Annotated in this window: 24 protein-coding genes and 1 pseudogene; 9 read left to right on the top strand and 16 right to left on the bottom strand. The window is 73.0% G+C overall.

From position 1 onward, the window contains the following. Positions 1 to 21: 21 nt before the first annotated feature. On the bottom strand, positions 22 to 1,041 hold the full coding sequence (locus tag IG64_RS07490; RefSeq protein WP_078883843.1) for a DMT family transporter: 1,020 nt from the start codon (positions 1,039 to 1,041) through the stop codon (positions 22 to 24). An 88-nt stretch (positions 1,042 to 1,129) separates the two neighbouring features. Here IG64_RS07490 and IG64_RS07485 point away from each other — a divergent pair, with 88 nt between their 5' ends. Then, positions 1,130 to 1,750, top strand: a complete 621-nt coding sequence (locus tag IG64_RS07485) for a TetR/AcrR family transcriptional regulator (RefSeq protein WP_037853444.1) — start codon at positions 1,130 to 1,132, stop codon at positions 1,748 to 1,750. 324 nt (positions 1,751 to 2,074) lie between these two features. Here IG64_RS07485 and IG64_RS07480 read toward each other — a convergent pair whose 3' ends face one another. After that, on the bottom strand, positions 2,075 to 2,659 hold the full coding sequence (locus IG64_RS07480) for a helix-turn-helix domain-containing protein (protein WP_037853443.1): 585 nt from the start codon (positions 2,657 to 2,659) through the stop codon (positions 2,075 to 2,077). A 137-nt stretch (positions 2,660 to 2,796) separates the two neighbouring features. Between IG64_RS07480 and IG64_RS07475 the strand changes: the two genes are divergently transcribed. Then, positions 2,797 to 3,789 carry an alpha/beta fold hydrolase gene (locus IG64_RS07475; protein WP_037853442.1) on the top strand — a complete coding sequence of 331 codons (993 nt, stop codon included), beginning with the start codon at positions 2,797 to 2,799 and terminating at the stop codon, positions 3,787 to 3,789. A gap of 200 nt (positions 3,790 to 3,989) precedes the next feature. Here the strand turns inward: IG64_RS07475 and IG64_RS07470 are convergent, their stop codons facing one another. From IG64_RS07470 to IG64_RS37455, 3 genes are all read right to left on the bottom strand, one after another. Beyond that, positions 3,990 to 4,739 (bottom strand): sulfite exporter TauE/SafE family protein, encoded by a 750-nt coding sequence (locus tag IG64_RS07470; protein ID WP_037853721.1) that lies wholly within the window; start codon positions 4,737 to 4,739, stop codon positions 3,990 to 3,992. A 541-nt stretch (positions 4,740 to 5,280) separates the two neighbouring features. Next, positions 5,281 to 6,645: an MBL fold metallo-hydrolase gene (locus IG64_RS07465; RefSeq protein WP_037853440.1), complete on the bottom strand. Its 1,365-nt coding sequence runs from the start codon at positions 6,643 to 6,645 to the stop codon at positions 5,281 to 5,283. Between the two features lie 268 nt (positions 6,646 to 6,913). Then, entirely contained in the window at positions 6,914 to 7,609 is a 696-nt protein-coding gene (locus IG64_RS37455) for a rhodanese-like domain-containing protein (RefSeq protein ID WP_051812462.1), read from the bottom strand. Positions 7,610 to 8,113: 504 nt separating this feature from the next. On the opposite strand from IG64_RS37455, the gene IG64_RS07455 reads away from it, so the two are divergent. Further along, positions 8,114 to 8,608 carry a MarR family winged helix-turn-helix transcriptional regulator gene (locus IG64_RS07455; protein WP_037853438.1) on the top strand — a complete coding sequence of 165 codons (495 nt, stop codon included), beginning with the start codon at positions 8,114 to 8,116 and terminating at the stop codon, positions 8,606 to 8,608. Then, complete coding sequence (locus IG64_RS07450) at positions 8,605 to 9,060, top strand: hypothetical protein (protein WP_037853436.1); 456 nt, start codon at positions 8,605 to 8,607, stop codon at positions 9,058 to 9,060. Before IG64_RS07455 ends, IG64_RS07450 begins: the two co-directional genes overlap by 4 nt. A 44-nt stretch (positions 9,061 to 9,104) precedes the next feature. Here IG64_RS07450 and IG64_RS38440 read toward each other — a convergent pair. The 4 genes and pseudogenes from IG64_RS38440 to IG64_RS42800 form a co-directional block, all read right to left on the bottom strand. Continuing rightward, positions 9,105 to 10,093: pseudogene (locus IG64_RS38440) on the bottom strand (IS5 family transposase); the annotation flags it as partial. Between the two features lie 75 nt (positions 10,094 to 10,168). Further along, positions 10,169 to 10,798 carry a DUF4291 domain-containing protein gene (locus IG64_RS07435; protein WP_051812460.1) on the bottom strand — a complete coding sequence of 210 codons (630 nt, stop codon included), beginning with the start codon at positions 10,796 to 10,798 and terminating at the stop codon, positions 10,169 to 10,171. 138 nt (positions 10,799 to 10,936) lie between these two features. Then, entirely contained in the window at positions 10,937 to 11,851 is a 915-nt protein-coding gene (locus IG64_RS07430; protein WP_037853432.1) for an MBL fold metallo-hydrolase, read from the bottom strand. A 112-nt stretch (positions 11,852 to 11,963) separates the two neighbouring features. After that, positions 11,964 to 13,367 (bottom strand): MFS transporter, encoded by a 1,404-nt coding sequence (locus IG64_RS42800; RefSeq protein WP_078883842.1) that lies wholly within the window; start codon positions 13,365 to 13,367, stop codon positions 11,964 to 11,966. Between the two features lie 257 nt (positions 13,368 to 13,624). On the opposite strand from IG64_RS42800, the gene IG64_RS07420 reads away from it, so the two are divergent. From IG64_RS07420 to IG64_RS07410, 3 genes are all read left to right on the top strand, one after another. Continuing rightward, the gene (locus IG64_RS07420) at positions 13,625 to 13,834 is read left to right on the top strand and encodes a hypothetical protein (RefSeq protein WP_037853426.1); all 210 of its coding nucleotides are present in this window, start codon (positions 13,625 to 13,627) and stop codon (positions 13,832 to 13,834) included. Continuing rightward, positions 13,821 to 15,212 (top strand): amidase, encoded by a 1,392-nt coding sequence (locus tag IG64_RS07415; RefSeq protein ID WP_037853424.1) that lies wholly within the window; start codon positions 13,821 to 13,823, stop codon positions 15,210 to 15,212. Before IG64_RS07420 ends, IG64_RS07415 begins: the two co-directional genes overlap by 14 nt. 220 nt (positions 15,213 to 15,432) lie before the next feature. Next, positions 15,433 to 15,996, top strand: a complete 564-nt coding sequence (locus IG64_RS07410; RefSeq protein WP_051812539.1) for a TetR/AcrR family transcriptional regulator — start codon at positions 15,433 to 15,435, stop codon at positions 15,994 to 15,996. A gap of 118 nt (positions 15,997 to 16,114) precedes the next feature. Here IG64_RS07410 and IG64_RS07405 read toward each other — a convergent pair whose 3' ends face one another. Further along, a complete protein-coding gene (locus tag IG64_RS07405; RefSeq protein WP_037853419.1) occupies positions 16,115 to 16,402 on the bottom strand; it encodes a hypothetical protein in 288 nt (95 codons plus the stop codon). A 473-nt stretch (positions 16,403 to 16,875) separates the two neighbouring features. Here IG64_RS07405 and IG64_RS07400 point away from each other — a divergent pair, with 473 nt between their 5' ends. Next, the gene (locus IG64_RS07400; RefSeq protein WP_051812459.1) at positions 16,876 to 17,259 is read left to right on the top strand and encodes a hypothetical protein; all 384 of its coding nucleotides are present in this window, start codon (positions 16,876 to 16,878) and stop codon (positions 17,257 to 17,259) included. Here the strand turns inward: IG64_RS07400 and IG64_RS07395 are convergent. Further along, a complete protein-coding gene (locus IG64_RS07395) occupies positions 17,237 to 17,917 on the bottom strand; it encodes a TetR/AcrR family transcriptional regulator (protein WP_078883841.1) in 681 nt (226 codons plus the stop codon). The genes IG64_RS07400 and IG64_RS07395 overlap by 23 nt on opposite strands. A 100-nt stretch (positions 17,918 to 18,017) precedes the next feature. On the opposite strand from IG64_RS07395, the gene IG64_RS07390 reads away from it, so the two are divergent. Then, positions 18,018 to 18,404, top strand: a complete 387-nt coding sequence (locus IG64_RS07390) for a nuclear transport factor 2 family protein (protein WP_037853417.1) — start codon at positions 18,018 to 18,020, stop codon at positions 18,402 to 18,404. 47 nt (positions 18,405 to 18,451) lie between these two features. On the opposite strand, the gene IG64_RS40165 is transcribed toward IG64_RS07390, so the two are convergent. The 5 genes from IG64_RS40165 to IG64_RS07370 form a co-directional block, all read right to left on the bottom strand. Then, positions 18,452 to 18,577, bottom strand: coding sequence for a hypothetical protein (locus IG64_RS40165; RefSeq protein WP_324609561.1), 126 nt, complete (start codon positions 18,575 to 18,577; stop codon positions 18,452 to 18,454). After that, positions 18,574 to 18,903: a hypothetical protein gene (locus tag IG64_RS38435; RefSeq protein ID WP_199811547.1), complete on the bottom strand. Its 330-nt coding sequence runs from the start codon at positions 18,901 to 18,903 to the stop codon at positions 18,574 to 18,576. The genes IG64_RS40165 and IG64_RS38435 overlap by 4 nt, the downstream gene beginning before the upstream one ends. Before the next feature lie 190 nt (positions 18,904 to 19,093). Further along, complete coding sequence (locus IG64_RS07380) at positions 19,094 to 20,662, bottom strand: alpha-L-arabinofuranosidase B (protein WP_420709890.1); 1,569 nt, start codon at positions 20,660 to 20,662, stop codon at positions 19,094 to 19,096. A 361-nt stretch (positions 20,663 to 21,023) separates the two neighbouring features. After that, positions 21,024 to 21,356, bottom strand: a complete 333-nt coding sequence (locus tag IG64_RS07375; RefSeq protein ID WP_037853410.1) for a hypothetical protein — start codon at positions 21,354 to 21,356, stop codon at positions 21,024 to 21,026. A gap of 25 nt (positions 21,357 to 21,381) precedes the next feature. After that, positions 21,382 to 22,896 carry a monooxygenase gene (locus IG64_RS07370; protein WP_037853407.1) on the bottom strand — a complete coding sequence of 505 codons (1,515 nt, stop codon included), beginning with the start codon at positions 22,894 to 22,896 and terminating at the stop codon, positions 21,382 to 21,384. Between the last annotated feature and the right edge of the window lie 14 nt (positions 22,897 to 22,910).

Here is a 22,910-nt window from a genome sequence, read left to right as displayed (position 1 = left end):
TACCCGAGTCCGGTCACCGCTTCACCGGTGCCGCATCGACCTGGCGGAGGAAGTCCCCGGCATACCGGCCGGCGTGCTCCTGCCGGTCCCGGCCGCGTCCGCATCGCCGGCCCCGGCCGCGGCCCGACCGGCCGGTCGCCCGGGCCGGCGCCGGATCGGGCGGGCCGAGCGGGAGGCGCCCGTCCCGCTGCGGACGACGGCCACGGCTGCGAGACCGGCGGCCAGTCCGAGGGCGGTCCGCACGCCGAAGGGCTCGCCGAACATCAGCGCGCCCCACAGGGCGGTGACCGGGGCCATGAGGAACATGAGGGTGTTGACCTCGGTGACGCCCCTGCGGCGCAGGATCAGCCAGTACAGTCCGTACCCGCCGAAGGTGGGCAGTACGACGAGCCAGGCGGTCGCCGCCCAGAACGAGACGGAGGCGGGCGGGGCCGCCGCCCCGCTGCCGAGCGCCAGCCCGGAGAAGAGGACGGCGCTGGTCACGCAATGGATGGTCAGCGCCGCCCGGGGCGCGACGGGTTCGCGTGAGCGGCCTTCCAGGAGGGTGGCCGCCACCAAGGACAGCATGCCGAGGAAGGGCACGAGGTACACCCACCAGGCGACGCCGGAGCCCGAAGCCGCCGCGTCGGCGGAGGTGACGGTGGCGACCCCGGCCAGCCCCAGCCACAGCCCGGCCCACTGCCGGCGTGAGACGTGCTGACGCAGCAGCGGTCCGGCCAGCGCGCCGGCGACCAGCGGCTGGACTCCGTCGATCAGGGCGGTGGTTCCGGTGGAGACGCCGAGCTGGATGGCGTGGTAGACGCTGAGCAGGTACCCGCTCTGCGACAGCGCGCCGATGAGGATCTGCCGGCCGAGATCCCGCGGCCCCAGGCCCCGCCACGCCGCCCGGGAGAGGGGCGCGACGGCGAGGAGGACCAGCGCGAGCGGCAGGAAACGCCACATCAGGAGGGTGGTGACGGTCGACGTTCCGGCGCCGAGCTTGGCTCCGATGAAGCCGGAGCTCCAGCACAGGACGAAGGCGACGGACAGCAGGGCGTTCACTTGACCACATCCCGTGGACACTCGGAGTTATACAGAACGGTATACCTGCCACGGGTGCCCACTATACAGACCGGTATACTCGTGGGTCATGGAGTCCGAGACGGTCCCGCACCGCATCCGCATGACGCCAGGCGCGCGCCGGGTGCTGGAAGCCGCCGAGCGGCTGTTCTACGAGCGCGGCATCCACCCCGTGGGCGTGGACCTCATCGCCGCCGAGGCGGGGGTGACCAAGAAGACGCTCTACGACCGGTTCGGCTCGAAGGAGCAGCTCGTCGTGGAGTACCTCGCCCATCGCGACGAGCGCTGGCGGGAACTGCTCGGCAGTCACCTGGACGCGGCCTCGGGACAGGCGCCGGCGGCCCGGATCCTGGCCGTCTTCGGGGCCGCGCGCGCCTGGGCTGCGGAACACGGGTCCAGAGGGTGCAGCATGATCAACGCTCATGCGGAGATCGGGGACCCGGCGCACCCGGCCTACCCGGTCATCACGGGACAGAAGCAGTGGATGCTCGCCCTGTTCACCCGCCTCGCCCGGGAGATCGACGAGGCGGACGCGGACCGGCTGGCTCAAGGACTGATGCTGCTGCACGAGGGGGCGGTCGTCGCGCACGGGCTCGGTGTCTTCCCCGACCCGTTCGGCCAGGCCCTCGACCGGGCCCGCGAGCTGCTGGAACACCGGGCCGCGGCCGGGCCGGGCGCGCCGCCCCGGTGAAGCGGGCGGCCCGCGGACGACGTTCTCGCCCGGCGGCGGCACGCCCCGGTGGCCGTCACGACCCGGGGGCCGCACGACCGGCGGTCACACGTCCCGGCGGTCGCCCGTCCGTCGCCGGGCCGAGAGGCGCCGAGGCGTCCGTCACCGGGCCGAGGGGCGCCGAGGTCCCGCCGCGGCCGCACGAGACGTGCCGGACGCCCCAGCCGGTCCTGTCACCGGGCGCCCTTCGACCGCTCGACGGCATCCGGCCCGGCATCTGACCCGGCCCCGGAAGCCGGGCCGGACCGGACCGGTCCCGGCCGTGCCAGACCCCGGAGCCCGGCCTCAAGTGCGTGGTCGCAGGCGTTCGCCCTGCGGCCCGAACACGATCAGGTATTCGACCGGTCCACCGGAACCCGCGTTCGCCATGCCGTGGGCGGTACGGGTGTCGAACTCGGCCACCTCGCCCGCCGAGAGGACGAGGTCCTGCTCACCCAGCGCCAGCCACAGCCGCCCGTACAGCACGCACAGCCATTCGTGGCCGTCGTGGACGGTCTGCCGCGGCCGCGGTGGTGGCCCGTCCACGGGCGGCAGCACGTGCTTGTGGACGTGCAGGCCCCCCACGTACCGGGTCAGGGGCAGGACCGCCTTGTCGTCACCGCGGCCGCGCGACGTGCGCACACGCGCTCCGGCCCCAGGAGCGGGCGCGGTGCCCGCCAGTTCGTCGAGGGAGAGGCCGTACGCGTTCGCCAGCCGCAGCAGCACCTCCAGGGTCGGCCTGCGCCGGCCGGTCTCCATCCGCGACAACGTGCTCAGGGAGATGCCGGTCGCGCGGCTCACGTCGGAAAGCGTGTCACCGCGGTGCTCGCGCGCGGCCCTCAGCCGCGACGCCATCGCGGCCAGCGTCCGGGCCACACCGTCGTCCGTCATGCTCCGCCTCCCCACGGGCCGCGTCCACGGCCCTGTCCTGCCACTTTGCCACCACGGCAACGCTTGTCGCATCGGCCGGCCGCCACAGCGCATGATCGGTGGGCACCCGCGCCCCCCGGCAACCGAGGAGAACAGCCATGTACCAGCCCACGCCCCCCGCCCGCCGGCGCCACCGCACCGTCGAGGCACCCGCCGGACGGCTGCACCTGGTCGAGCAGGGCACCGGGCCGCTGGTCCTGCTCGTGCACGGCTTCCCCGAGTCCTGGTACTCCTGGCGCCACCAGCTCCCGGCCCTCGCGGCGGCCGGGTACCGGGCGGTCGCACTCGACGTGCGCGGCTACGGCCGCTCCTCCAAGCCCGCCGCGACGCACGCGTACCGCATGCTCGACCTGGTGGCGGACAACGTCGCCCTGGTGCGCGCCCTCGGCGAGGAGCGGGCCGTGATCGTCGGGCACGACTGGGGATCCAACATCGCAGCCACCTCGGCCCTGCTCCACCCCGAGGTCTTCCGCGCGGTCGGACTGCTGAGCGTCCCCTACGCCCCGCCCGGCGGCCCCCGCCCCACCGACGTCTTCTCCGGCATCGGCGGCCCGGAGCAGGAGTTCTACGTCTCCTACTTCCAGGAGCCGGGCCGCGCCGAGGCGGAGATGGAGCCCGACGTCCGGGGCTGGCTCGCGGGCTTCTTCGCCGCGCTGTCCGGCGACACCATGCCGTCCCCGGCTCAGCCCGACCCGCACTTCGTGAGCCGTGGCACAGGACGGCTGCGCGACCGCTTCCCGAGCGGCGCGCTCCCCGCCTGGCTGTCCGAGGACGACCTCGACGTCTACGCCGGGGAGTTCGAGCGCACCGGCATGACCGGCGCGCTGAACCGCTACCGCGCCATGGACCGCGACTGGGAGGACCTCGCCCCGCACAGCGGCGCACCGCTCAAGCAGCCGTCCCTGTTCATCGGCGGCGGCCTGGACGCCTCCACCACCTGGATGGCCGACGCGATCGACGCCTACCCCGCCACACTCCCGGGTCTGGTCTCGTCGCACATCCTGGACGACTGCGGCCACTGGATCCAGCAGGAACGCCCGGAGGAGGTCAACCGTCTCCTGACCGGCTGGCTCGCCTCCCTCGGCGACTGAAGCGGAACACGGACCGGCCCGCCGCCGCAGGAAGGCACCGGCGGCGGGCCGACCGCGCGTGGCGGGCGGGTCCAAGAGGGGCTTCCTGCCAGCGAGTTGCGCCTGTGCGGGCAGCAGTCCGTGCCGGCGCCCGTCACCGTCACCTTCGCCGTCACGGGCGGGCATGTACGGCCAGGCGTCGCCGTCCCGGGCCGGCGCTCTCACGTCAGGGCGTCGGCGAGCATGAAGGCGGCCACGACCAGCAGGACCCCTGCGAAGATGCGCTGCATGCGGGGACCGGTGACCTTCGCGGCCATGCGCTTGCCGTCCCAGGCCCCCAGGACCGCGGTTCCGGCGAACGGGCCGATCACCGTCCAGTCGAGCGAGGCGGCGGCGCCGGAGCGAGTGGCCAGGGAAGCCACCGAGTTGACCGTGATGACCAGCAGGCTGGTGCCGACCGCGGCCTCCATCTCGAAGGCCAGGACGGTGACCAGGGCGGGGACGGCGAGAAAGCCGCCGCCCACACCGAGCAGGCCGGTCAGCGTGCCCAGACCGGCACCGGCCGCGGCTGCCCTGCCCGGCGGTACGTCGCCGCTCGCGCGGCGGGCGGTGGCGGCGGGCCGCAGCATCGCAAGGGCGGACAGGGCGGCCGTCGCGGCGAAGGCGACGGTGAGGAGGGCCTGGGGGACGTGGACGGCGGCGGCTCCGGCGGCAGCGGCGGGGAGCATCCCGGCGGCCGCGAACGCCGCCCCGGCCTTCCACCGCACCTGTCCGGCCCGGGCGTGCGTGTACAGGGCGGTCAGGGACGTGGCGGTGACGATGACCAGGCTGGCGGTGGTGGCCGCGGCGGGGGTGAAGCCGAGCAGGTAGACCAGCGCGGGCACCGCCAGAACGCTGCCGCCGCCACCGAGGGCGCCGAGCGTCAGGCCGACGACGGCTCCCGCGACCAGGGCCAGGATCAGGGCGGTCACGCTGTGCACCCACTGTGCCCGCCGCCGTCGGTCACCGCCGGCCCGGCACCTGCACCGGTGCAGGTGCTCGTGCCGCCGGGGCTACCTGGCGCGTCGGCGCCGCTGGAAATCAGCTGGGTCAGCGGACGGGACAGCGGCAGGCGGACGGCAGCGGGCACGTGCCCGGCCAGGCGCTCGGGGACTCGGCGCACGTGCGGCAGCACGGCAGCGCCGTCAGGGACGACGTGGGGGTGGGCCCGTTCCGGACCGGAGCGGCCGGGGCCGTGACGGGAGAGGAACATCGCGTGCTTTCTTTCCAGGCGGAGCAAGGGATTTCAGAGTCGGGGTCCAGGGGACGGGGTCCGGAGGCCGGGGTTCGGAGGCCGGGGTTCGGAGGCCGGGGTTCGGAGGCCGGGGTTCGGAGGGGGATACAGGAACGCGGTCCGGACGGAAGTCCAGAGCTGGGGTTCCGGGCCGGGGTCCAGACCGGCAGTTCAGAGCGGAGGTCCGGCGCCGGGCCCAGGCCGGCGGTTCAGGGCCGGTGGGTTCAGGGCCGGTGGTTTCAGAGCCGGGTGACGCTCAGGCCCGCGTCGGCGGCGGCCTCGAAGCTGTCATCGACGGCGACGACCTTCCGTCCGGTGGCGTCCAGCAGGGATGCGGCGATCGCCGCCCGCATCCCTCCCGCGCAGTGCACCCACACCGTGCCGGCCGGCACCTCACCGACCCGGCCGTGCAGTTCGTGGAGCGGAATGTGCAAGGAGCCGCTGATGAAGCCGTTCGCGCGTTCGGAATCCCGGCGCACATCGAGGATCACCACGTCCGCGTCGCGCTCCCGTGCACCGGCGAGGTCGGCGAAGCGGGCGCGGGGGAAGGAGGCGAGTCGTTCCCCCGCGCGGACCCAGGTGGCTGGATCTCCGGTGGCTGCGGCGGCCGGGCGGTCGATGCCGACCCGGGTCAGCTCCCGCTGCGCGTCGGCGATCTGCGCCGGTGTTTCGGCGAGCAGGGTGACCGGCTTGCCCCACGGGATCAGCCAGGCCAGATAGGTGGCCGGCTTGCCGGTGCCCTCGAAGTTGAACGATCCGGCCACATGGCCGTCGGCGAAGGCGACCCGGCCGCGCAGGTCCACCACCCACTCACCCGCTGCCAGCCGTTCGGCGATCTGTGCGGCGTCGGCAGGCTCGGGCGGGGTCAGGTCGACGGGCGCGGGGCCGGCGGCGTTGGCCGGGCCCATGTGCGTGTAGTAGGCGGGCACGTCTTCCAGTCCGGCCAGGATCCGCTGCACGAAGGTGTCCACGTCCAGGGTGAGAGCGTCGTTGCCGGTACGTTCTGCGCCGATGGTGGTCGCATCGCCCTCGGCCTGCGCCGAGGAGCAGAAGCTGCCGAAGCCGTGCGTGGGCAGGACGGGCACCTCGTCGTCGAGCGTTGCCGCCAGCCGGTGGGCGGAGGCGTGCTGCGCGCGGGCCAGGTGCTCGGTCAGCCGCGGGTCCACCAGGTCCGGGCGCCCCACGGTGCCGATCAGCAGCGAGCCGCCGGTGAAGACCGCCACCGCGTGTCCCTCCTCCTCCAGCACGTAGGAGGTGTGGTGCGGGGTGTGACCCGGGGTGGCTATCGCACGCAGCACCAGGTGTTCGTCCACCTCGCAGGTGTCGCCGTCCGAGACGGACGTGCGGGGGAAGGAGACATGAGCGCCGGCCGGGACCAGGTAGCGGGCTCCGGTGAGACGGGCCAGTTGCAGCCCGCCGCTGACGTAGTCGTTGTGCAGGTGCGTCTCCGCCACGTAGGCGATGCGCACCCCTCGGCGGGCGGCGGTGGCGATCACCTGGTCGACGTCGCGCGGCGGATCGACCACGACCGCCGACCTCGTGCCGCCGGCCAGGTAACTGCGGTTGCCCAGCCCCTCGAACTCCAGGGTGTCGACAAAGAACATGGGTGTGGCTCCTTTCTCCAGAGGGTGCACCCCGCGGATCTCCGTACCGGAGAGTCGCCGCCGCGGCTCCGGAACGCTCGTACCGTGCCGAGACGCTCGTGACGTCCGAGGACTCCACCCGGAAGGTCCTTGCAGCGGAGCTGCCAGGGCCTTCCGGCAACGCGGCGAGGGCGCGTGCCGGGCGCCGCCCGCCGGGGCCCACTTTTGTTCGCAGCTCTTACACGTTCCGGCATACGCATGCGACGGTCATCCGCCGGTTCTGCTTCCTTCAGTCCTCGCGTGCCGCGGCTTCGGCACGGTCGTCGTCGCTCAGCGGGCCCACCCGCTCGGGAAGGGCGACCGGCAGCCCTGCCGCCTCCCATGCCCGGAGACCGCCTGCCACGCTGTAGACGGCGGAACGGCCCGCGCGGAGCGCCTGCGCGCCGGCCCGCACGCTGCGTGCGCCCGTGCGGCACATGAAGGCCAGCGGACCGTCCGGCAGCCCCGGCAAGGAGTCCGGGAACGTGCTGAGCGCGACGTGGACGGCGCCGGCCGGGTGACGCGCGGCCCATTCATCGTCTTCCCGGACATCGACCAGCGTGAGGTCACCGTCCAGGACGCGGCGGCGTGCCTCGGCAGGCGACAGGGAGGCGGGCGCGTGTCCGTCAGCGGGTTCCAGGTCCTGCCGCGGGGCGGGCAGGACCGTCCGGATCGCCTCGTAGTTCGAGGCATGGGCGACGGCTATCTGCTGCCCCAGCATCGGGCAGACGTTCATCGCCTCTTCCCAGTGAGCGGTGGACTCCCATTCCGCCACGTTGACGAGATGGAACTTGCTCCCGGGAACGATCGTGCGGAACATGTGCGTCCGGACGAACCCGGGTTGAGCCGCCATCACGTTCGCGGCCTCCTGCCAGGCGTCCAGGTAGGAGCTTTCCTTCTCTTCGTCGATCTCGATCGGAATGATCACGACATGGCGATTTTCCATCCGCCGACTCCTCTGCGCACGGGGAACTGGTGACTGCTGGTGCAGCGCTCCGGCCGGGGGTTACGCAGCCAACAAGGGAGAACGACCGGGTCTGCAGTCCACGGGGCACCGGCTCCGCGGTGTGAGCCGGTGTTTCCCGAACGCAGCCTGCGCCCAGCCGTCCGCGAGCAGCAATCAACCTTGCTGAACTGGCAAGCGGACAGGCCCTGGTGCGAGACGACGTCGTCGAGGAGGTGCCGCACGCACACACGCCGTGTGTGGTTGGCGCAGCCGTCGCCGATGCCTCCGGCGTCCGGACCGGCCCCAGCCTGCGTCACGGCGCCGACCGGCGAGGAACGCGGCGAGGGCCGCCTAGGCCCTGTATCCGGTTCTGATCACGTGACGGGGCGCAGGCAGTCCCGCCGGTGGCGTTCCGTCAGCCCGCTGCGGTGCCAGGTCGGGGTGCGCCCTCACGTCCGCCATAAATAGTAGCCATGGACATAGTAGCCATGTAATCTATTGGCCATGAGTAAGGGCTCACCGGGCCCCACGCCCGGCTTCCTGGTATGGCGGCTCGCCAACAAATGGCGCGTCGCGGTCGACCGCGCGGTGGCTCCGCTGGGGCTCACGCACGCGCAGTACTCGCTGGTCGCGTCGCTGCACGGCATGCAGCGCGGCGGCGAGCGGCCCAGTCAGCGTCGGCTCGCCGACCACACCGGCCTGGAGGCGCTGTACGTCTCGAAGCTGGCACGCGCCCTGGAGTCGGCCGGTCTGATCGAGCGGACCCGCGACCCCCGCGACCCGCGCGCCGTGCAGCTCGCCCTCACCGAGGAGGGCCAGGCTGTCACGCGGCAGGCCATCGCGGTGGTCCAGGACCTGCATCAGCAGTTGCTGGAGCCGCTCGGCGGCCTCGGCGCCCCGCGCACACACGCGTTCACCGACGAGTTGACGACCCTGCTCGGCGCACCTCTCGCTCCACCCGTACCGAACAACGAGAGCACTCAGGGGACAACACCATGACCACCACTGCATCCACCGCCGCACCCGTCGCCGACGCCCGCGCCCTCGGCCTGGCCCACTACGCCGCCCGGGGCGTCCTGGAGCACGTCCTGGCCCGGCACGGCATCACATTCCAGCAACAGGTCGCCCTGCGCGCCGCCCTCACCACCGGCACCCCGCAGACGCCGGACGATATCGTCACCCAGGTCCAGGGCTCCCTCAAGGCCGATCCGGCCGACGTCCGCGCCACCCTCGACGAACTGCTCGCCAAGCAGCTGCTCACTGCGGACGGCGCGTACCTCCGCCCCACGGACGCAGGGCGCGGGCTGATCGCCGCCGCCGGCGCGGAGACCGCCCCCATCACCGCCCGGATCTGGGGCGGGATACCCACCGAGGACCTGACCGCCGCCGGCCGCGTCCTCAACCTGGTCGCCGAGCGCGCCAACGCGGAGCTAGCGGCGCTGACCGCCTGACCGAGCGGGTCAGGGTCTGCATCTGGTGGTGACCAGAGGGGGGCTCGAGTCAGGTCCGTGATCCAGATCATGGAGGCGCGGAGATGCAGGCCGCCGAGGCAGCCGGCGGGGGTCTTGTCGTATCGGGTCGCGATGCCCCGCCAGGCTTTCAGCTGATCAGGCGCTCGACGGTGGTCCTCTCCTTATGGAGGGCGGAGTCGTGGCTGATGAGCCGACCGCCCCTGCTGCCCTTCTTCTTCCGGTTGACGGCCTGGTCCTTCTTCTCCGGGATGACCGCCTTGATCTGGCGCTTGCGCAGGTGGGCGCGGTTGGCGCGGAACGAGTACGCCTTGTCCCCGGCGACCGCGTCCGGCCGGGTGCGAGGACGCCCGACAGGCCCACGGACCCGGACTATCTGGAGCACTGGGATGAACTGCGGGCTGTCGGCGGCCTGTCCCGCGGTCAGGATGAGCGCGAGCGGGCGGCACTTGCGGTCAGCGGCGAGGTGGACCTTGCTGGCCTGCCCGCCGCGCGATCGCCCAAGCAGGGCGGCCTTCAGCCGGATTCTGTGCCGGCGCCGGAGACGGCGTCGCTCTTCCCAGGCGGGGTCGCTGTCGCCGTTGTGCCCGTCTTGTCCCTCCGGGCCGCCCCTTTTGACCGGGCCTTTTCTTCCTCGGCGGCAGTCGTCTCCAGGGCGGCGAGAACCTCGGGTGCCAGGTGCATCCCGGCGGCGGCGTGGTGGGCGCGGGCCGTGGTGGAATCCACGCTGAACAGGGACAAGTCCACCTCGCCCCGCTCCGCTGCCTCAGCGATCAGACCCTCCAGCAGAGCCTCGAAGACACCGGCGTCCCGCCATTGTCGGAATCGGTTGTGGACGGTCGACCAGGCCCCGAACTCCGCCGGCATCTCCCGCCACTGCCCGCCCGTCCTGAACCACCAGATCACGCCCTCGAACTGCTGCCGGAGCCGCTCGGGATACGGGCCGTACCTGCCGATCTGGCAGGTACGGCCCGATGAACTCCCACCTCGCATCCGCCAGTTGAACCCGCGTCATGCGAGACGCGCATCACCGGATTTGCCCCATGACACAGGGCGAATCCGTCAGATTGATCACGACTCGATACCCGCCCTAGGGGCGCAGGTGGGTCAGCACGTCATCGCTCACCGGGTAGGGGCCTTCGTGCGGCAGGAGTTTCCGGGCGACGTCCAGTTCTCCGTCCTGTACATGAGCGTGGATCATCCGGGCCAGCGGTGTGACATCGGTGATGGAGACGATCCACTCGTCGGCGTAGAGACGGGCGGCTTCGCCCGCGAGACCGAGCTGGAGCGATCGGCAGGGAAGCGGCCGAAGGCGCAGGTCGCGCTCGGGGTCCCACTGCACCCGGGCAGGAGACCGCTTCAACCGGCTCTTCCAGGCGGCCTGTTCAGCATGGAGCCCCGGCTCGTAGTGGGACAGGCAGGCGTGCCGCAGGGCCCACTCGAAGCCGTCCCGGGTGATCTCGACACCGAGGACGTTCTCCTGGCCTTCCTTGGTACCCCATCCGCAGCGGTACATCATCCACAGGAATGACGGCTTGATCCACGTCATCCGGTCCCGCCGCCACTCCGCCGGGAAACGGCCGTCCCGGGCTGCTGCCCGACCGATCTCGGGGCTGTACGCCTGGTAGACAGTGATCGTGGAGTCCGTGTGCAGGGCTCGGATCCGGTACTTGGGTTCTGTCACCGGACCAGGGTGATCACACCGCCGCGTGCGCGCCATCGAATTACCGCGGCCTTGCGTGCACAGGGGCGGTGCCGGCGTGGCCCTCGTCTGCGTGGAGCTTGCCGGGATGTCTCCGGCTGCGGCCGGCGGACGTCTGCCGTGGCGGCCGGGTGACCGCCGGGCGGCAGCCGTTCGTCAGTGGGTGTCGGGGTGGACGGGCGAGAGGCGGTATCCGCCCTCGTGGCGGGCGACATGACCGGCTGTGGGCGGGGCGAAATGGGTGCCCAGGACGAGGGTGTCCGTGTCGGCGAGGGAGGCGAGCAGGGTGCGGCGCGAGGTCTCGGACTGCTGGGGGTCGATGTCGACGCACGCGCCGATGGCGGGGTGGGCGAACTGGACGGGGTGGTGGATGCAGTCGCCGGTGATCACAGCCGTCCGGCCGTGGCTGGTCAGTTGGACGGCGACGTGCCCGGGGGTGTGGCCGGGGGTGGGGAGCAGGCGCAGCCCGGGGACGATGCCGGCACCGTGGGCGGGGACGTCGACGAGGTCGAGGAGCCCCGCCTCCTCCACCGGGATCACGGAGTCCCGGAACATCTGCGCGCGTGCCTCGTCCATGTCGTACCCGGCCCAGAACTCCCGCTCGGTGCGGGCGGTCAGGTAGCGGGCGCGGGGGAAGGTCGGAACCCAGTCGCCGTCCGCCTTCCGCGTGTTCCAGCCGACGTGGTCGGCGTGCAGGTGGGTGAGGATCACCAGGTCGACGGAGTCCGGGGGGAACCCGGCGGTCGTGAGGTTGCGGAGGTAGTCGGTGTCCAGGTCGTGCCAGGCGGGGTTGGCCCGCTGCTTGCCGTTGCCGATGCCGGTGTCGACCAGGATCCGCAGGCCGCCGAGGGTGAAGGCGAAGCTGTGGCTGTCGATGCGGAGGGTGCCCTCGGCGTCGGCGAAGTGGGGGTGGAGCCAGTGCTGCGCGGCGACGAGGTCCGCGGTGGCGTCGGGCAGCAGCCAGGGGCCGGTGGCGGGCGGCAGGGGGGTCTCGTCGATGCGGTGGACGGTGACGTCACCCACGGTCCAGGAGGGCGCGGCGGTCGGGTGGGGGGTGGGTGCGGTGCTCATGAGCGGGCTGTCCTTCGGGTGTCGTTACGGGAGGTCGTTGCGGGGGGTGTCGAGGCGTGTGGTGCCGGTGCGGGCGATGTCGCTGCGCGTGGTGCCGGGGTGCGGGGCGCCGTCAGGTGTGGGCGCAGGTACGTGCGGTGTCGGTGTGCGGGGGTGCTGGTGCGTGCGCCGCCGGAGCGGGTGCTGCCGCGGTGCGCGGCTCCGGTGTGCGGGGGGCCGTCGGGTGGGCGGGGGCGAGGCGTGGGGTGCCGGTGCGTGCGGTGCCTTCGGGTGGGCGGGGGGCCGGGCCGCTCCTTGACACCCCGAGTGCGGCCAGGGCCGCGACGGCGAGCAGGGCGGCGGTGAGGGCGTAGGCATGGGCGGTGGTGCGCAGCCCGTAGTGCCCGGTGGCGGCGCCCGCGGCGATGGCGGGCAGGCTCATGGAGAGATAGCTGAGGACGTAGTAGGCGGCCAGGGTCGCGGCACGGTCCTGCTCGTCGAGTGAGGCGAGTGTCATGCGCAGGGCGCCCTGGGAGACGGCGCCGAAGGCGGTCCCGGCCAGGGCCGCTCCGCCGTAGAGGGCGGGCAGGCCGGCGCCGTGCAGAGCGCTCAGCGTCAGAGCGCCGGCGGGCAGGACAGCCAGGCTGCCGCCCGCGGCGACGGCGCGCGGCGCCGCCCGGCGCAGCGCCCACACGGTGACGGTGGCCGCTGCGGTGAGCGTGAAGAAGACCATGCCGCCGGCCTCCTGCGGAGCGCCGGGGGCCACCAGGCGCACGAGCGCCGGTCCGAGGGAGGAGTAGAAGCCGCCCAGGGCCCAGACGGCGACGACGCCGGTGCCGGCCACGAGCAGGGCGCGCCGGGCCGGCGCCGGCACGGCGAGGTGCGGGTGCAGGGAACGCAGGGCGCCGGGGCGCGAGCGGGCCGTCTCCGGGGTGAACGTGACCGCGACCGCCTGGGCTGCGAAGAGCACTGCCAGCACGGCGTAGACGGTGACGGCCGGGGCGGGGGCGAGACGGATGAGGAAGGTGGAGGCCAGGACACCGGCGGCCATGCCCGCCACCGGGGCGATGCTGTTGGTCAGGGCGGACCGGCCGGGACGCCGGGGGTCGGCCAGGTCGAGGAGGGCCGCGCCCGCGGCGCCGGTGGCCGCGCCGGTGGCCGCGCCCTGCACGACACGGGCGGCGATCAGCGCGCCGGCGCCGTCCGCCGAGGCCAGCAGCAGCATGGAGACGGCCTCCAACGCCAGGGCGCCGACCAGGACGGGGCGCCGTCCCAGGTGGTCGGAGAGCGCTCCGGTGGTGAGCAGGGCCAGCAGCAGGGTCAGGGAGTAGGCGCTGAAGACCACCGTGACGGTGAGCGCGGACAGGTGCCAGGCGTCCTGGTAGTGCGGATAGAGCGGTGTGGGCGCGCTCGATGCCGCGAGGAACGTGGCCAGGACCGAGGCGTTCAGGGCGAAGGGCGCCGCGGGGCGGGCGGTGCGGGTGCGGACGGCCGGGGAGGGGCCGGGCGCGGGTGGTCGTGGTGTGACGGTGGGCATGGGGCTCCATCTGCTCCTCACCGCTAAAAGCTATTGGTTTGCGTTAATTCACCGTAGACCCTACAGTGGGCTAACGCAAACGCTTAGCTTTTGTAGCTGCCGGTGGAGCGCTCCGCCCCTCCGGCAAACGTCAGCACGTCAGCACGTCAGGACTTCACGATCAAACAGGGCGGATTACGCGTATCCAGCGACGCCCGGCATCCGCACGAAACCCGCATATCCCGCGAGGTCCGCGTCTCCCGCGAAGAAGGAAGTACATGTCCGCCGCAGAACTCACCCCGCCCGAAGCGGCCCGCTGGGCCGCCCGTGGCGGGCTCCCGTTGCCGGCCGACCGCCACGCCGCGGTCGCAGCCACCGCCGACCACATCCACTCCGTCGTCGCCGTCCTGCGCGAGCTGGACTTCGGCGACACCCCACCCGCCCCCGCCTACCGAGCGGGACAGGAGACGCACGATGCAGCCGTATGAACTCACCCTGACCGCAGCCGCCGACGCGATCCGCACCCGGCGGCTGTCCCCCGTCGAGCTGACGGACTCCGTCCTGGAGCGCATCGCGCAGCGGGAGCCGCACCTCCAGGCCTACGTCGACGTCGCCGCCGACCGGGCCCGAAGCGCCGCGCGGGACGCCGAACACGACATCGCGGCCGGCCGCCGGCGCGGTCCGCTGCACGGCATCCCCATGGGCCTCAAAGACCTCATCGACGTGGCGGGTTCGGCGACGACGGCCAGCTCCCGTGTCCGCGCCGGCCACCGCGCGCACACCGACAGCACGGTCGCCGCCCGCCTGGCCCGGGCCGGCGCGGTCCTGCTGGGCAAGACCCACACGCACGAGTTCGCCTACGGCCTGACCACCCCGCAGACCCACAACGCCTGGGACACGGACCGGGTCGCCGGCGGCTCCAGCGGCGGATCCGCCGTCGCCGTCGCCGCCGGCATGGCCACCTTCGCCCTGGGCACCGACACCGGCGGATCCATCAGGGTGCCCTCCGCGCTCAACGGCGTGGTCGGCCTCAAGCCGACCTACGGCCTCCTCCCCCGCCACGGCGTCACGTCGCTGTCCTGGTCACTGGACCACGTCGGCCCGATCACCCGCACCACCGAGGACGCGGCCCTGGTCCTGACCGCCCTGGCCGGGCACGACCCCCGCGACCCCGCCTCCCTGTCCGCACCCGCCGCGAACTACCGGCCCCGGGCGGGCACGGACCTGACAGGGCTGCGGGTCGGCGTGCCGCGCACCTACTACTTCGACCACGTCGACCCCGAGACCGAAGACGCCGTCCGCCGCGCCATCGACCAGCTCCGGGACCTCGGCGCCCGCCTCGTCGAGGTGGAGATCCCCATGACGCGCTACATCCAGGCCGTTCAGTGGGGGCTGATGGTGCCCGAGGCCACCGCCTACCACGAGAACACCCTGCGCACGGTCCCCGACCTGTACCAGGCCGACGTCCGCATCCTCCTCGAAGCCGGCGAACTGATGACCGCCGGGGACTACCTGCGCGCCCAGCGCGCCCGCACCCTCATGCGGCAGGAGTGGGCCCGCATGTTCAAGGAGGTGGACCTCATCGCCGCCCCCACCGTCCCGACCACCGCCGTCAGAGCCGGCCAGGAGACCATCACCTGGGCCGACGGCACCGTCGAAGGTGTCTCCGACGCCTACGTACGCCTCTCGTCCCCCGCCAACATCACCGGAACACCGTCCCTGTCCGTGCCCGTGGGCCACGACAGCGCAGGACTGCCGATCGGCATGCAGCTGCTCGGACGGCCACTCGGAGAGGAGGTGCTCCTGCGGGCCGGCCACGCCTACGAACAGACCCGGCCCGCCTCCGCCCTCGCGCACGCCGCGTGAACGAACGGCGGGACCCCGCGGCAGCGGCCCGGTCGCGGTCGCGGGGTACGAGTGCGGGGTGCGGGGTGGGGTGCCCAGTGCCCGCGGGGAGGGGCAGCAGCGTGGGTGTCCCGCCCGCCGACCTGCCGGCCGGGCGGGGCGGAGCCGGCCCCACACCCCCGTCCCCGCACCCGCCAGACGCACCCGCCAGACGCAACGAATTCGCTTTAAGATGGTCGCCATGAGCAGGCAGATGGTACGCCCCGGCGGACGCAGCGCCCGCGTCCAGGCGTCGGTACACACCGCCGTACGCGAACTCGCCTCGGAAGTGGGCCGCGACGCCCTGACCGTACCGATGATCGCCCAGCGCGCCGGCGTCACGCCGTCGACCGTCTACCGCCGCTGGGGGGACCTGCAGGAGCTGCTCTCGGACGTGGCGGTCGAGCACCTGCGTCCCGAGACCGCGCCCGCGGACCACGGCACCCTGGCGGCCGATCTGACGGCTTGGGCCGAACAGTTCCTCGACGAGATGTCCTCCCCCGCCGGCCGCGCCTACATCCGCGACGCCCTGCTCGGCGACCCCGACGGCGGCAACGCCGGCCAGTGCTCCGCCTACGCGGCCGAGCAGATCGACCTCATCCTCACCCGCGCCCGAGAACGCGGAGAGGAGACGCCCGGCACCGAGACCGTCATCGACCGCGTCGTCGCCCCCCTCATGTACCGCATCCTCTTCCGCCCGCAGGAACTCAGCACCCCCTACGCACACCACCTCGTCAGCACACTCCTCGCCCCCACCGCCCCCTGACCTCGGCCGATCCGTCACCTCAGCCGCCCCCCCTGACCTCAGCCGCTCCACGACCTCACCGAGCCCGTCCCGCTCAGGGGCCACTCCGGGGGCCGGGAGCCCCCGGCGGGACGCGCCGTCAGGCGGAGCTGTCACAGACCCGTTCGGCCTCGGCGGCGGTCACGCTGCGCCGGACATCGGCGTCCGCCAGTTCCTGGCGCCCGGCGGCGCCCGGATGCCCGCCCGCGGCGATCTGGGCCTCGTAGGCCTTCTTCGTCTCGTCGAAATCCTTCCGGGCCCGGTCCGCGGCCGCCTGGGCGCTCGTGCAGTCGTCGGGCGTGGCGGCAGCCGCCGGGAGCGTGGTGAGGGGAAGCGCCAGAAGCACGGCCGCAGCGGCCGCTCCGGCGAGCGAGCGGATCGATTCCATGTCCTGGAACTCCCTTCCCCGTGGCGCACGTTGCTGGTGACGCGACTTGCTGGTGACGCACGTTGCTGGTGACGCACACGCACGTTGTTGGTGCCGCACACGCACGTTGGGTGATGCGCACCCTGCCTGTGGCGCACCTCGTGCGTGACGCACCGTGCCGCCTGCCAGGGCACACCCTGCCCGTGGCGCGCCGCCCCGCGGTCCGGCGCGGCGCCGGTCTCTCCTGCCACCGGATGCCTGCACGTGGACGCCGGTGTCCGCACACACCCCGGTGTCCGCACACCACCCTCCCTCCGGGAGACGGGCACCGCCACCGGCGGGGGTCCGCCGTCAGGCCGGCGCGGGTGCCGCACGCCGTCGTGGAGCCTTTCGAGCGGAGCGCTCACGTCACCCGTTCGGCCTAACGGAGATGCCGCGCCGAGGGCGAGGCCCTGCACTGGGACGAGAGCGTCGTCCGGCAGTGAGGAGGACTCATGCGCGGTACAAAGGCTCCCCTCGCCCTCGTCACAGCGGTCCTGAGCGTGGGCCTGTTCGCCTCCGGGGCGGAGGCGCACCCGGCGGTGCAGGTGTCACCCGCGACGGTCGAGGCCGGTGGCACGGTCACGGTCCGTGTCACCTGCGACACCGGCACGTCGCAGACCGTCGACGCCACGTCCCAGGCCTTCCGGGACGGGACGGTGACGCTGCGCCGCACCCGGGGCACCGTGTACACCGGGCGGGCCACGATCGCCCCGGCCGGGAACTTCTCCTCCGGCGGTCCCGACCCCGTCGGGCGCCTGTCGCAGTGGGGTGTCGACGGCACCTGCCCCGACGGCGGCGCGTTCCAGGCGGGTTTCACCGTGGACCGGGGCCGCTGACGCGGGTGCCGCGGGACCGGGCGGGTGTCTCGTGCGCGGACCGCCCCGTGCCCACACCCGTGGTGTGCGCCGGTGCGGGATTCACCGCCGCGGCGTGCCGGTCGTACAACTCGGCGACCAGGGCTCGCGCGTAGTCCTCGTCCGTTTCCGGGATGGAGAACACCACCCTGAAGTAGAGGGGCGCGACCACGCGGTCCAGCACCTGCTCCAGCGCGGGGGTCGTCTCCCCCCGCCGGGCCGCGGCCTCCAGAGCCGCGTGGAACCGGGTGCTGACCCGCTCCAGGCACTCGCGCAGCCCGGCGCGGCGCTCGTCGACGTCCGGCGCGACTTCCGCGCGGAAGAACGCCACGCCTCCCGGCCGGGACAGGTCGGTCAGCGTCCACACGGCGGCCCGTTCGAGGTCCTTGCGCAGATCACCGAGCAGCTCGGGTGTCCCCTCGTCCTGCCGCCGGGCGGCCACGTCCGCCAGGAGGGCGGAGGTCGTCCCCCAACGGCGGTACACGGAGCTCGGGTTGACGCCGGCGCGGCGCGCCACCGCGGGGATGGTCACCTTGTCGGTGCCGACTTCCTGCACCAGTTCCACGGTCGCCCGGTGCACGGCGGCGCGCACCCGGGCACTGCGGCCTCCGGGGCGGCTTTCTTTGCTTTTGGCGGTCACCCCCTCAGCTTAAAGCAATGAGTTGCGCTTTAGTACACCGCTCTCCTAGAGTTGCTTAAAGCGGTGATCGCCGCTTTAAGCAGACTTCCCGAGGAGACCCATGTCCCACTACGAGGCCCAGTACCAGCTCGGCAGGACGTTCCACTCCTGCCTCGCCGCCGGCGACTGGGACGGCATCCGCGCCCTGCTCACCGACGACGCCACCTGGACGCTTCCCGGCGACAACACCGTCTCCGGTACGGCCGAGGGCGCCGAGGAGGTCGTGGAGCGGGCGAAGAAGATCGCCTCCTACGGGCTCGACTTCGAACTGCTGCACATCCTGGTCAGCCGCGAGAACATGGCCCTGTCCCTGCACAACACCGCCCGTCGCGGCGAACTCCGCCTGGACGAGCACCTCTCCACCGTCTGCCGCCTGCGCGACGGCAGGATCGCGAGCATCGAGACGTACCTGTCCGACGTCGCGGGCATGAACGCGTTCTTCGTCTGAACGGGGAACGCCCACCGCGGGGGCCGGCCGGGGCGGCGTGACCGCGCTCACCGCGTCCCGTCGTCGTACGGGGTGCCGTCGGTGACGGCCCGGAGTTTGTCCGGGCCCGCCACGTCGTGGCGGGCGGTGATGCGGCCCTCGGCGTCGAAGTCGAAGGTGAGGCCGGTGATCACCCGTCCCGGCCCGCGTCGGCGGGGACGCTCTCCCCGCCCACCAGTCCCACCGCGTCGGGCAGCGCCTCGGCCACCTCCACGCCGGCCCGCACATGGGCGCCCAGCCGGTCCGGCGCGGTGCGCAGGTACGCCGTGGCCCTGGGGTCCATGGCCGCGCCGGGCGCCGGTCCGCACAGCGGCACGACGTTCAGCCGCGGGTGCCGTTCGGCGATCCCCGCGGCCGGCCCGCTGCCGGCCGGCCCGCTGCCGGCGACCACCACCGTGCCGCTGCCGAGCCGCGCCGGCCGGCCGGCAACTCGGCGTCCTGCGCACTGCTCAGGATGCACGCGTGGTCCTCCGCTCCCGGCACGGCCGAGGTGTCGGCGATCCCGCCCGGCCCGTACACCAGCGTGTCGTAGGACAGCACCCGGTCGTCGTCGATCCGCACGGTCTTCGTCCCGTCCCCGGCGCACCGGCCGTCCGGCCGGCCGCGCCACCCGGACCGGGTGGCGCGGCGTGTGCGGTGCGGGCCCGGCGTCAGGCCCAGGGGGACGTCACGACCCAGCTCGTGTCGTCGGGCCAGGCGGTGGCGCTGTCCCAGTCGTGGGATCCGCCCTGGCCCGCGATGTAGGCGGCGTAGTCGTAGTGGCGGACGAAGTCGCTCGGATAGTTGGCGGACCGCAGCGAGACGCCCTGGCCGTTGTGACCGGCCTGCGGACAGAACGTGGCGTCCTGCTGGGCGAGCCCGCCGGCGATGGTGTCGACGCGCAGGCGGAAGTCGTAGTGGCGCAGGTACTGCCCCGGCTTGTCGGCGGACTCGAAGGAGACGCACGAGGCGTCGCCCAGGCCCGCGCGCACGATCCAGGTGGCGGCGGCCCTGTCGGCCGGGGCACTGGCGGAGGAGACCGTGGCGATGGAGGCGTTGGTGTCGGCGCTGTCGTGGCGCAGGTACTGGCTGGTGCAGCAGGCGGTGGTGGCTCGCAGCGAGACGCGGGAGCCCACGGTGAGTGCGCTCGCCGCGGAGGAGGTGGCGTAGCCGACCGCGTTGATGCCGGCCTGCACCGCGTTCTCGGTGGCGGCCGAGGGGTAGCCGGAGGTCATGACGCCCTCGTAGAAGGTCCCGGCGGAGCTGTTGCTGTTGTCGCCGCCGATGCCGAGGATGATGGCCCCTTCCTTCTTCATCGGGTTGTAGCCGGTGGCGTTGGGGCGCGGCCCGTCGTAGGAGGTGGAGAGGCCGCCGGACTGGGCGTTGCCGGACCGGATCGCCCAGTGGTTCGGTCCGCCCTTGACGACCGCGGTGAGGAAGCGGTGGCTGACGCTGGGGTTGTTGGCGTTGTAGCCGCGGTCGGCGCCGGAGAACAGGCCGTTCTCCAGGTCGGCCATGACCCAGGGCCCGTTGCCGGTGCCGTAGCCCCAGACCTTGATGTTGCCGAAGTAGACGGTCTCCATGTGACCGTTGCCGGTGTCCCGGCTGCTGGTCTCGGCGTTGCCGTAGTCGAAGCAGCAGCCGCCGTTGTAGTGGGTGCCGTCGAGGACCGCGTACATGCCTTCCGGCTGGTCCCCGGTCGCGATGCCGTTGGTGTTGTTGTTGCGGTATCCGGTGCCGGGGGCGATGAAGACGCCGTACGCCTTGTGTCCGCCCACGGTGACCGGAGCGGCGGACGCCTCGGCGAGGTTGTCGTATCCGCCCGCGGCGGGGCCGGAGAACCCTCCGGGCGGTGCCTGGGTGAGGTGGTTGCCGCGGCCCGACTGGTCGTAGAGCACAGTGATGAGGCAGCTCGTGCGCGCGCAGAAGGAGTCCTGCGCGGCGGCGTCGGCGTAACCGCCCGCGCTCAGCACGCCGATGTCGCGGGTGGCTCCGTCCGAGGCGCGTTTGACCTGGTAGAGGCGGCCGCTGTAGGCGGAGTACAGCGCACGGGTGGTGCTGTGCGCGGCGACGCAGGGCGTGCCGCCGGCGGCGTACAGGTCACAGGGCAGTGAGCCGGCGGCCATGGCGGTGCCGCCCGCCGAGGTCTGCACACCGAGCACCGCGCCGGCCATGGCCAGCACCAGGGCCAGCACGGCGAGCGGCCTGCCCCGCCATGCACGGGACGTTCTCATGGACATGAGTGGTCTCCTGGGAGTGGGACGACGGTGGGTCTCCCCCGGCAGGGGCCGGACAGCTCCGTGGGTCCTCCGTCCGACGGTCCGGCCCCCGGCTCGTCGAGGGGCACGGTGGAATGCGAAGCGGGATCACCGCTACCGATTGTTCGACATGCCGGACGGAGTTCGGTTAACCGGTCAGAAGGTAGGGCGCAGTCGCGTACACGTCAATGGAGTGAGCGGACATCGCGCGGAGCCCGACCGCTTCAAACGTCTCGACTCGGCCGTTTCGAGGTGGCGTTGGGGGGGGTGATCCGTGCCTCGGCGGCTGCCGGCGTTGATGCCCGCGAAGGCGTTGCCGGCGGCCGCGTGCGGCGGCGGAAGACTACCGGGCGGCGGGATCCGCCGTCCGGCCGCCGGCCTGGCCCAGCCAGTCGAAGATGACCTTGAGCGCCAGGCCCTGATTGCCGATCCGGCAGTGGTTCTGGGCGTGCTCGGCCTCCGTGAAGACCCGGGCGCTGACCGATCGCGCGGTGGGCAGTGTCAGCATCTGGTCGCCCAGCATGTGCAGCGGTACGTAGTGGTCCGCGGCACCGGCCGGCAGCAGGACGCCGACGACCTGCCCGGCGAGACGCACGGGCCGGGTCCCGTCGGCGGTGACGACCTGGCTGGTCCGGCCGGACCGGTCGTGCACGGACGGTGGCCCGGCGCGGTTCACAGGCCTGATCGGCTTCTTCCAGGAGTCACGAGGGCGTACCCGCCCAGGCGGTCAGCGCCTGGATCCGCTGATCGCGGCGCGCGCCGCCGTCGGTGGTACGGGTGGCCCACGCGACATGGCCGTCGGGGCGTACGAGAATCTCGGTGATCCCGTCGAGGTCCGCGTGCTCGTCGTACTTGTCCACGGTGACGGCCGTCACACGCGAGCCCCAGCCTCCGTCGACGGCCTCCCGAAGGGCCGGGTCCCCGGCCGGAGCGAGCAGGACGAAGCGGCCCGGGGCGAGCAGTTCGTACACCCGCGTCGCCTCGGAACCGGCGGCGGTCAGCCCGACGTCGGGCATGCGCCGGCCCACCAGCGGATCGGCGCCCGAGGCCGCCGGCGGATAGCGGGTGCCGAGCGCGGAGACCTGATCGGCGAGCCACCGGTTGACCTCCGCCATGCCCAGCAGCTGGTCGAGGAGCTTGCGCAGGGCCGCGGCCGGGCGCTGGTACCGCGTGATCAGCGTCAGCTCCGCCAGCAGCGTCTGGACCTCGGTGTTCTCGGTCACCGACCGGCCGACCGGCCGGCGCTCCCCGTCGTAACTGTCCAGCAGCCCGGGCGGGGCCCAGCCGTTGACCACGGCGGCCAGCTTCCACCCCAGGTTCATGGCGTCCTGGAGCCCGGTGTTGAGCCCCTGGCCCGCCGCGGGGAAGTGGATGTGGGCGGCGTCGCCCGCCAGCAGGACGCGTCCCGAACGGTAGCTCTCCGCGAGCCGGGTGGCGTTGCCGAAGCGCGACAGCCAGCGGGGCTCGGCCACCCCGCAGTCGGAGCCGGCGATCCGGGTGAGCGACGTACGGAACTCCTCCAGGGTCACGGGCTCCCGGGCCGGCACCCGCAGCCGCTCCGGGTCCAGGCAGACGAACCGGGTGAGCCCTCCTTCCAGCGGCGCGACGATCACGCCACGGGCCCGTGCCGCGTCGAGGGCGCCGGGCTGCGGGTCGACGACCGCGAAGTCCCCGAGCATCCCGGTCAGGGTCTCGTCGGTGCCGGGGAAGCCGATCCCCGCGGACTGCCGCACGACGCTGCGCCCGCCGTCACACCCGACCGCGTAGAGGCCACGCACGGTCTCGGTGCCGCCCCCGGGGACGCGCGCCTCCACCTCGACCCCGTCGCCGTCCTGGCTCACGCCGAGGGTCTCGCATCCCCGGCTGATCTCCACCCCCAGCTCGTGCGCCCGCTCCTCGAGGATCGCCTCGGTGCGCGCCTGGGCCAGGAAGAGGGTGTAACCGTGCCGGGTGTCGAGGGTGCCGAAGTCCAGTCGGGTGGGCAGTCCTGCGAAGTGCCAGTCCGGCACGGTCCGGCCGAGGGGCAGGAACCGGTCGAGGAGCCCCCGCTGGTCCATCAGTTCCACGCTGCGCGGGTGCAGGCTCAGTGCCCGCGAGTCGCGCTGGGGTTCGGTGCAGCGTTCCAGGATCCGGGTCCGTACGCCCGCCAGTGCCAGCTCGCAGGCGAGCATCAGCCCCGTCGGCCCCGCACCCACGACGATCACGTCGGTGTTCATCGGTGATGTCCTCC

Origin of the sequence: Streptomyces sp. NRRL S-340 (assembly GCF_000720185.1) — a bacterium.
In the GTDB taxonomy this organism is placed as follows: Bacteria; Actinomycetota; Actinomycetes; order Streptomycetales; family Streptomycetaceae; genus Streptomyces.
This window is presented reverse-complemented; position numbering and strand designations above follow the sequence as displayed.

Excerpts from the sequence above, each read along its gene's own strand:
- IG64_RS07485 (WP_037853444.1), top strand. The coding sequence starts at position 1,130 with ATGGAGTCCGAGACGGTCCCGCACCGCATCCGCATGACGCCAGGCGCG.
- IG64_RS07480 (WP_037853443.1), bottom strand. The coding sequence starts at position 2,659 with ATGACGGACGACGGTGTGGCCCGGACGCTGGCCGCGATGGCGTCGCGG.
- IG64_RS07475 (WP_037853442.1), top strand. The coding sequence starts at position 2,797 with ATGTACCAGCCCACGCCCCCCGCCCGCCGGCGCCACCGCACCGTCGAG.
- IG64_RS07465 (WP_037853440.1), bottom strand. The coding sequence starts at position 6,645 with ATGTTCTTTGTCGACACCCTGGAGTTCGAGGGGCTGGGCAACCGCAGT.
- IG64_RS37455 (WP_051812462.1), bottom strand. The coding sequence starts at position 7,609 with ATGGAAAATCGCCATGTCGTGATCATTCCGATCGAGATCGACGAAGAG.
- IG64_RS07455 (WP_037853438.1), top strand. The coding sequence starts at position 8,114 with ATGAGTAAGGGCTCACCGGGCCCCACGCCCGGCTTCCTGGTATGGCGG.
- IG64_RS07450 (WP_037853436.1), top strand. The coding sequence starts at position 8,605 with ATGACCACCACTGCATCCACCGCCGCACCCGTCGCCGACGCCCGCGCC.
- IG64_RS07435 (WP_051812460.1), bottom strand. The coding sequence starts at position 10,798 with ATGGCGCGCACGCGGCGGTGTGATCACCCTGGTCCGGTGACAGAACCC.
- IG64_RS07430 (WP_037853432.1), bottom strand. The coding sequence starts at position 11,851 with ATGAGCACCGCACCCACCCCCCACCCGACCGCCGCGCCCTCCTGGACC.
- IG64_RS42800 (WP_078883842.1), bottom strand. The coding sequence starts at position 13,367 with ATGCCCACCGTCACACCACGACCACCCGCGCCCGGCCCCTCCCCGGCC.
- IG64_RS07420 (WP_037853426.1), top strand. The coding sequence starts at position 13,625 with ATGTCCGCCGCAGAACTCACCCCGCCCGAAGCGGCCCGCTGGGCCGCC.
- IG64_RS07415 (WP_037853424.1), top strand. The coding sequence starts at position 13,821 with ATGCAGCCGTATGAACTCACCCTGACCGCAGCCGCCGACGCGATCCGC.
- IG64_RS07410 (WP_051812539.1), top strand. The coding sequence starts at position 15,433 with ATGAGCAGGCAGATGGTACGCCCCGGCGGACGCAGCGCCCGCGTCCAG.
- IG64_RS07405 (WP_037853419.1), bottom strand. The coding sequence starts at position 16,402 with ATGGAATCGATCCGCTCGCTCGCCGGAGCGGCCGCTGCGGCCGTGCTT.
- IG64_RS07400 (WP_051812459.1), top strand. The coding sequence starts at position 16,876 with ATGCGCGGTACAAAGGCTCCCCTCGCCCTCGTCACAGCGGTCCTGAGC.
- IG64_RS07390 (WP_037853417.1), top strand. The coding sequence starts at position 18,018 with ATGTCCCACTACGAGGCCCAGTACCAGCTCGGCAGGACGTTCCACTCC.
- IG64_RS07380 (WP_420709890.1), bottom strand. The coding sequence starts at position 20,662 with ATGTCCATGAGAACGTCCCGTGCATGGCGGGGCAGGCCGCTCGCCGTG.
- IG64_RS07370 (WP_037853407.1), bottom strand. The coding sequence starts at position 22,896 with ATGAACACCGACGTGATCGTCGTGGGTGCGGGGCCGACGGGGCTGATG.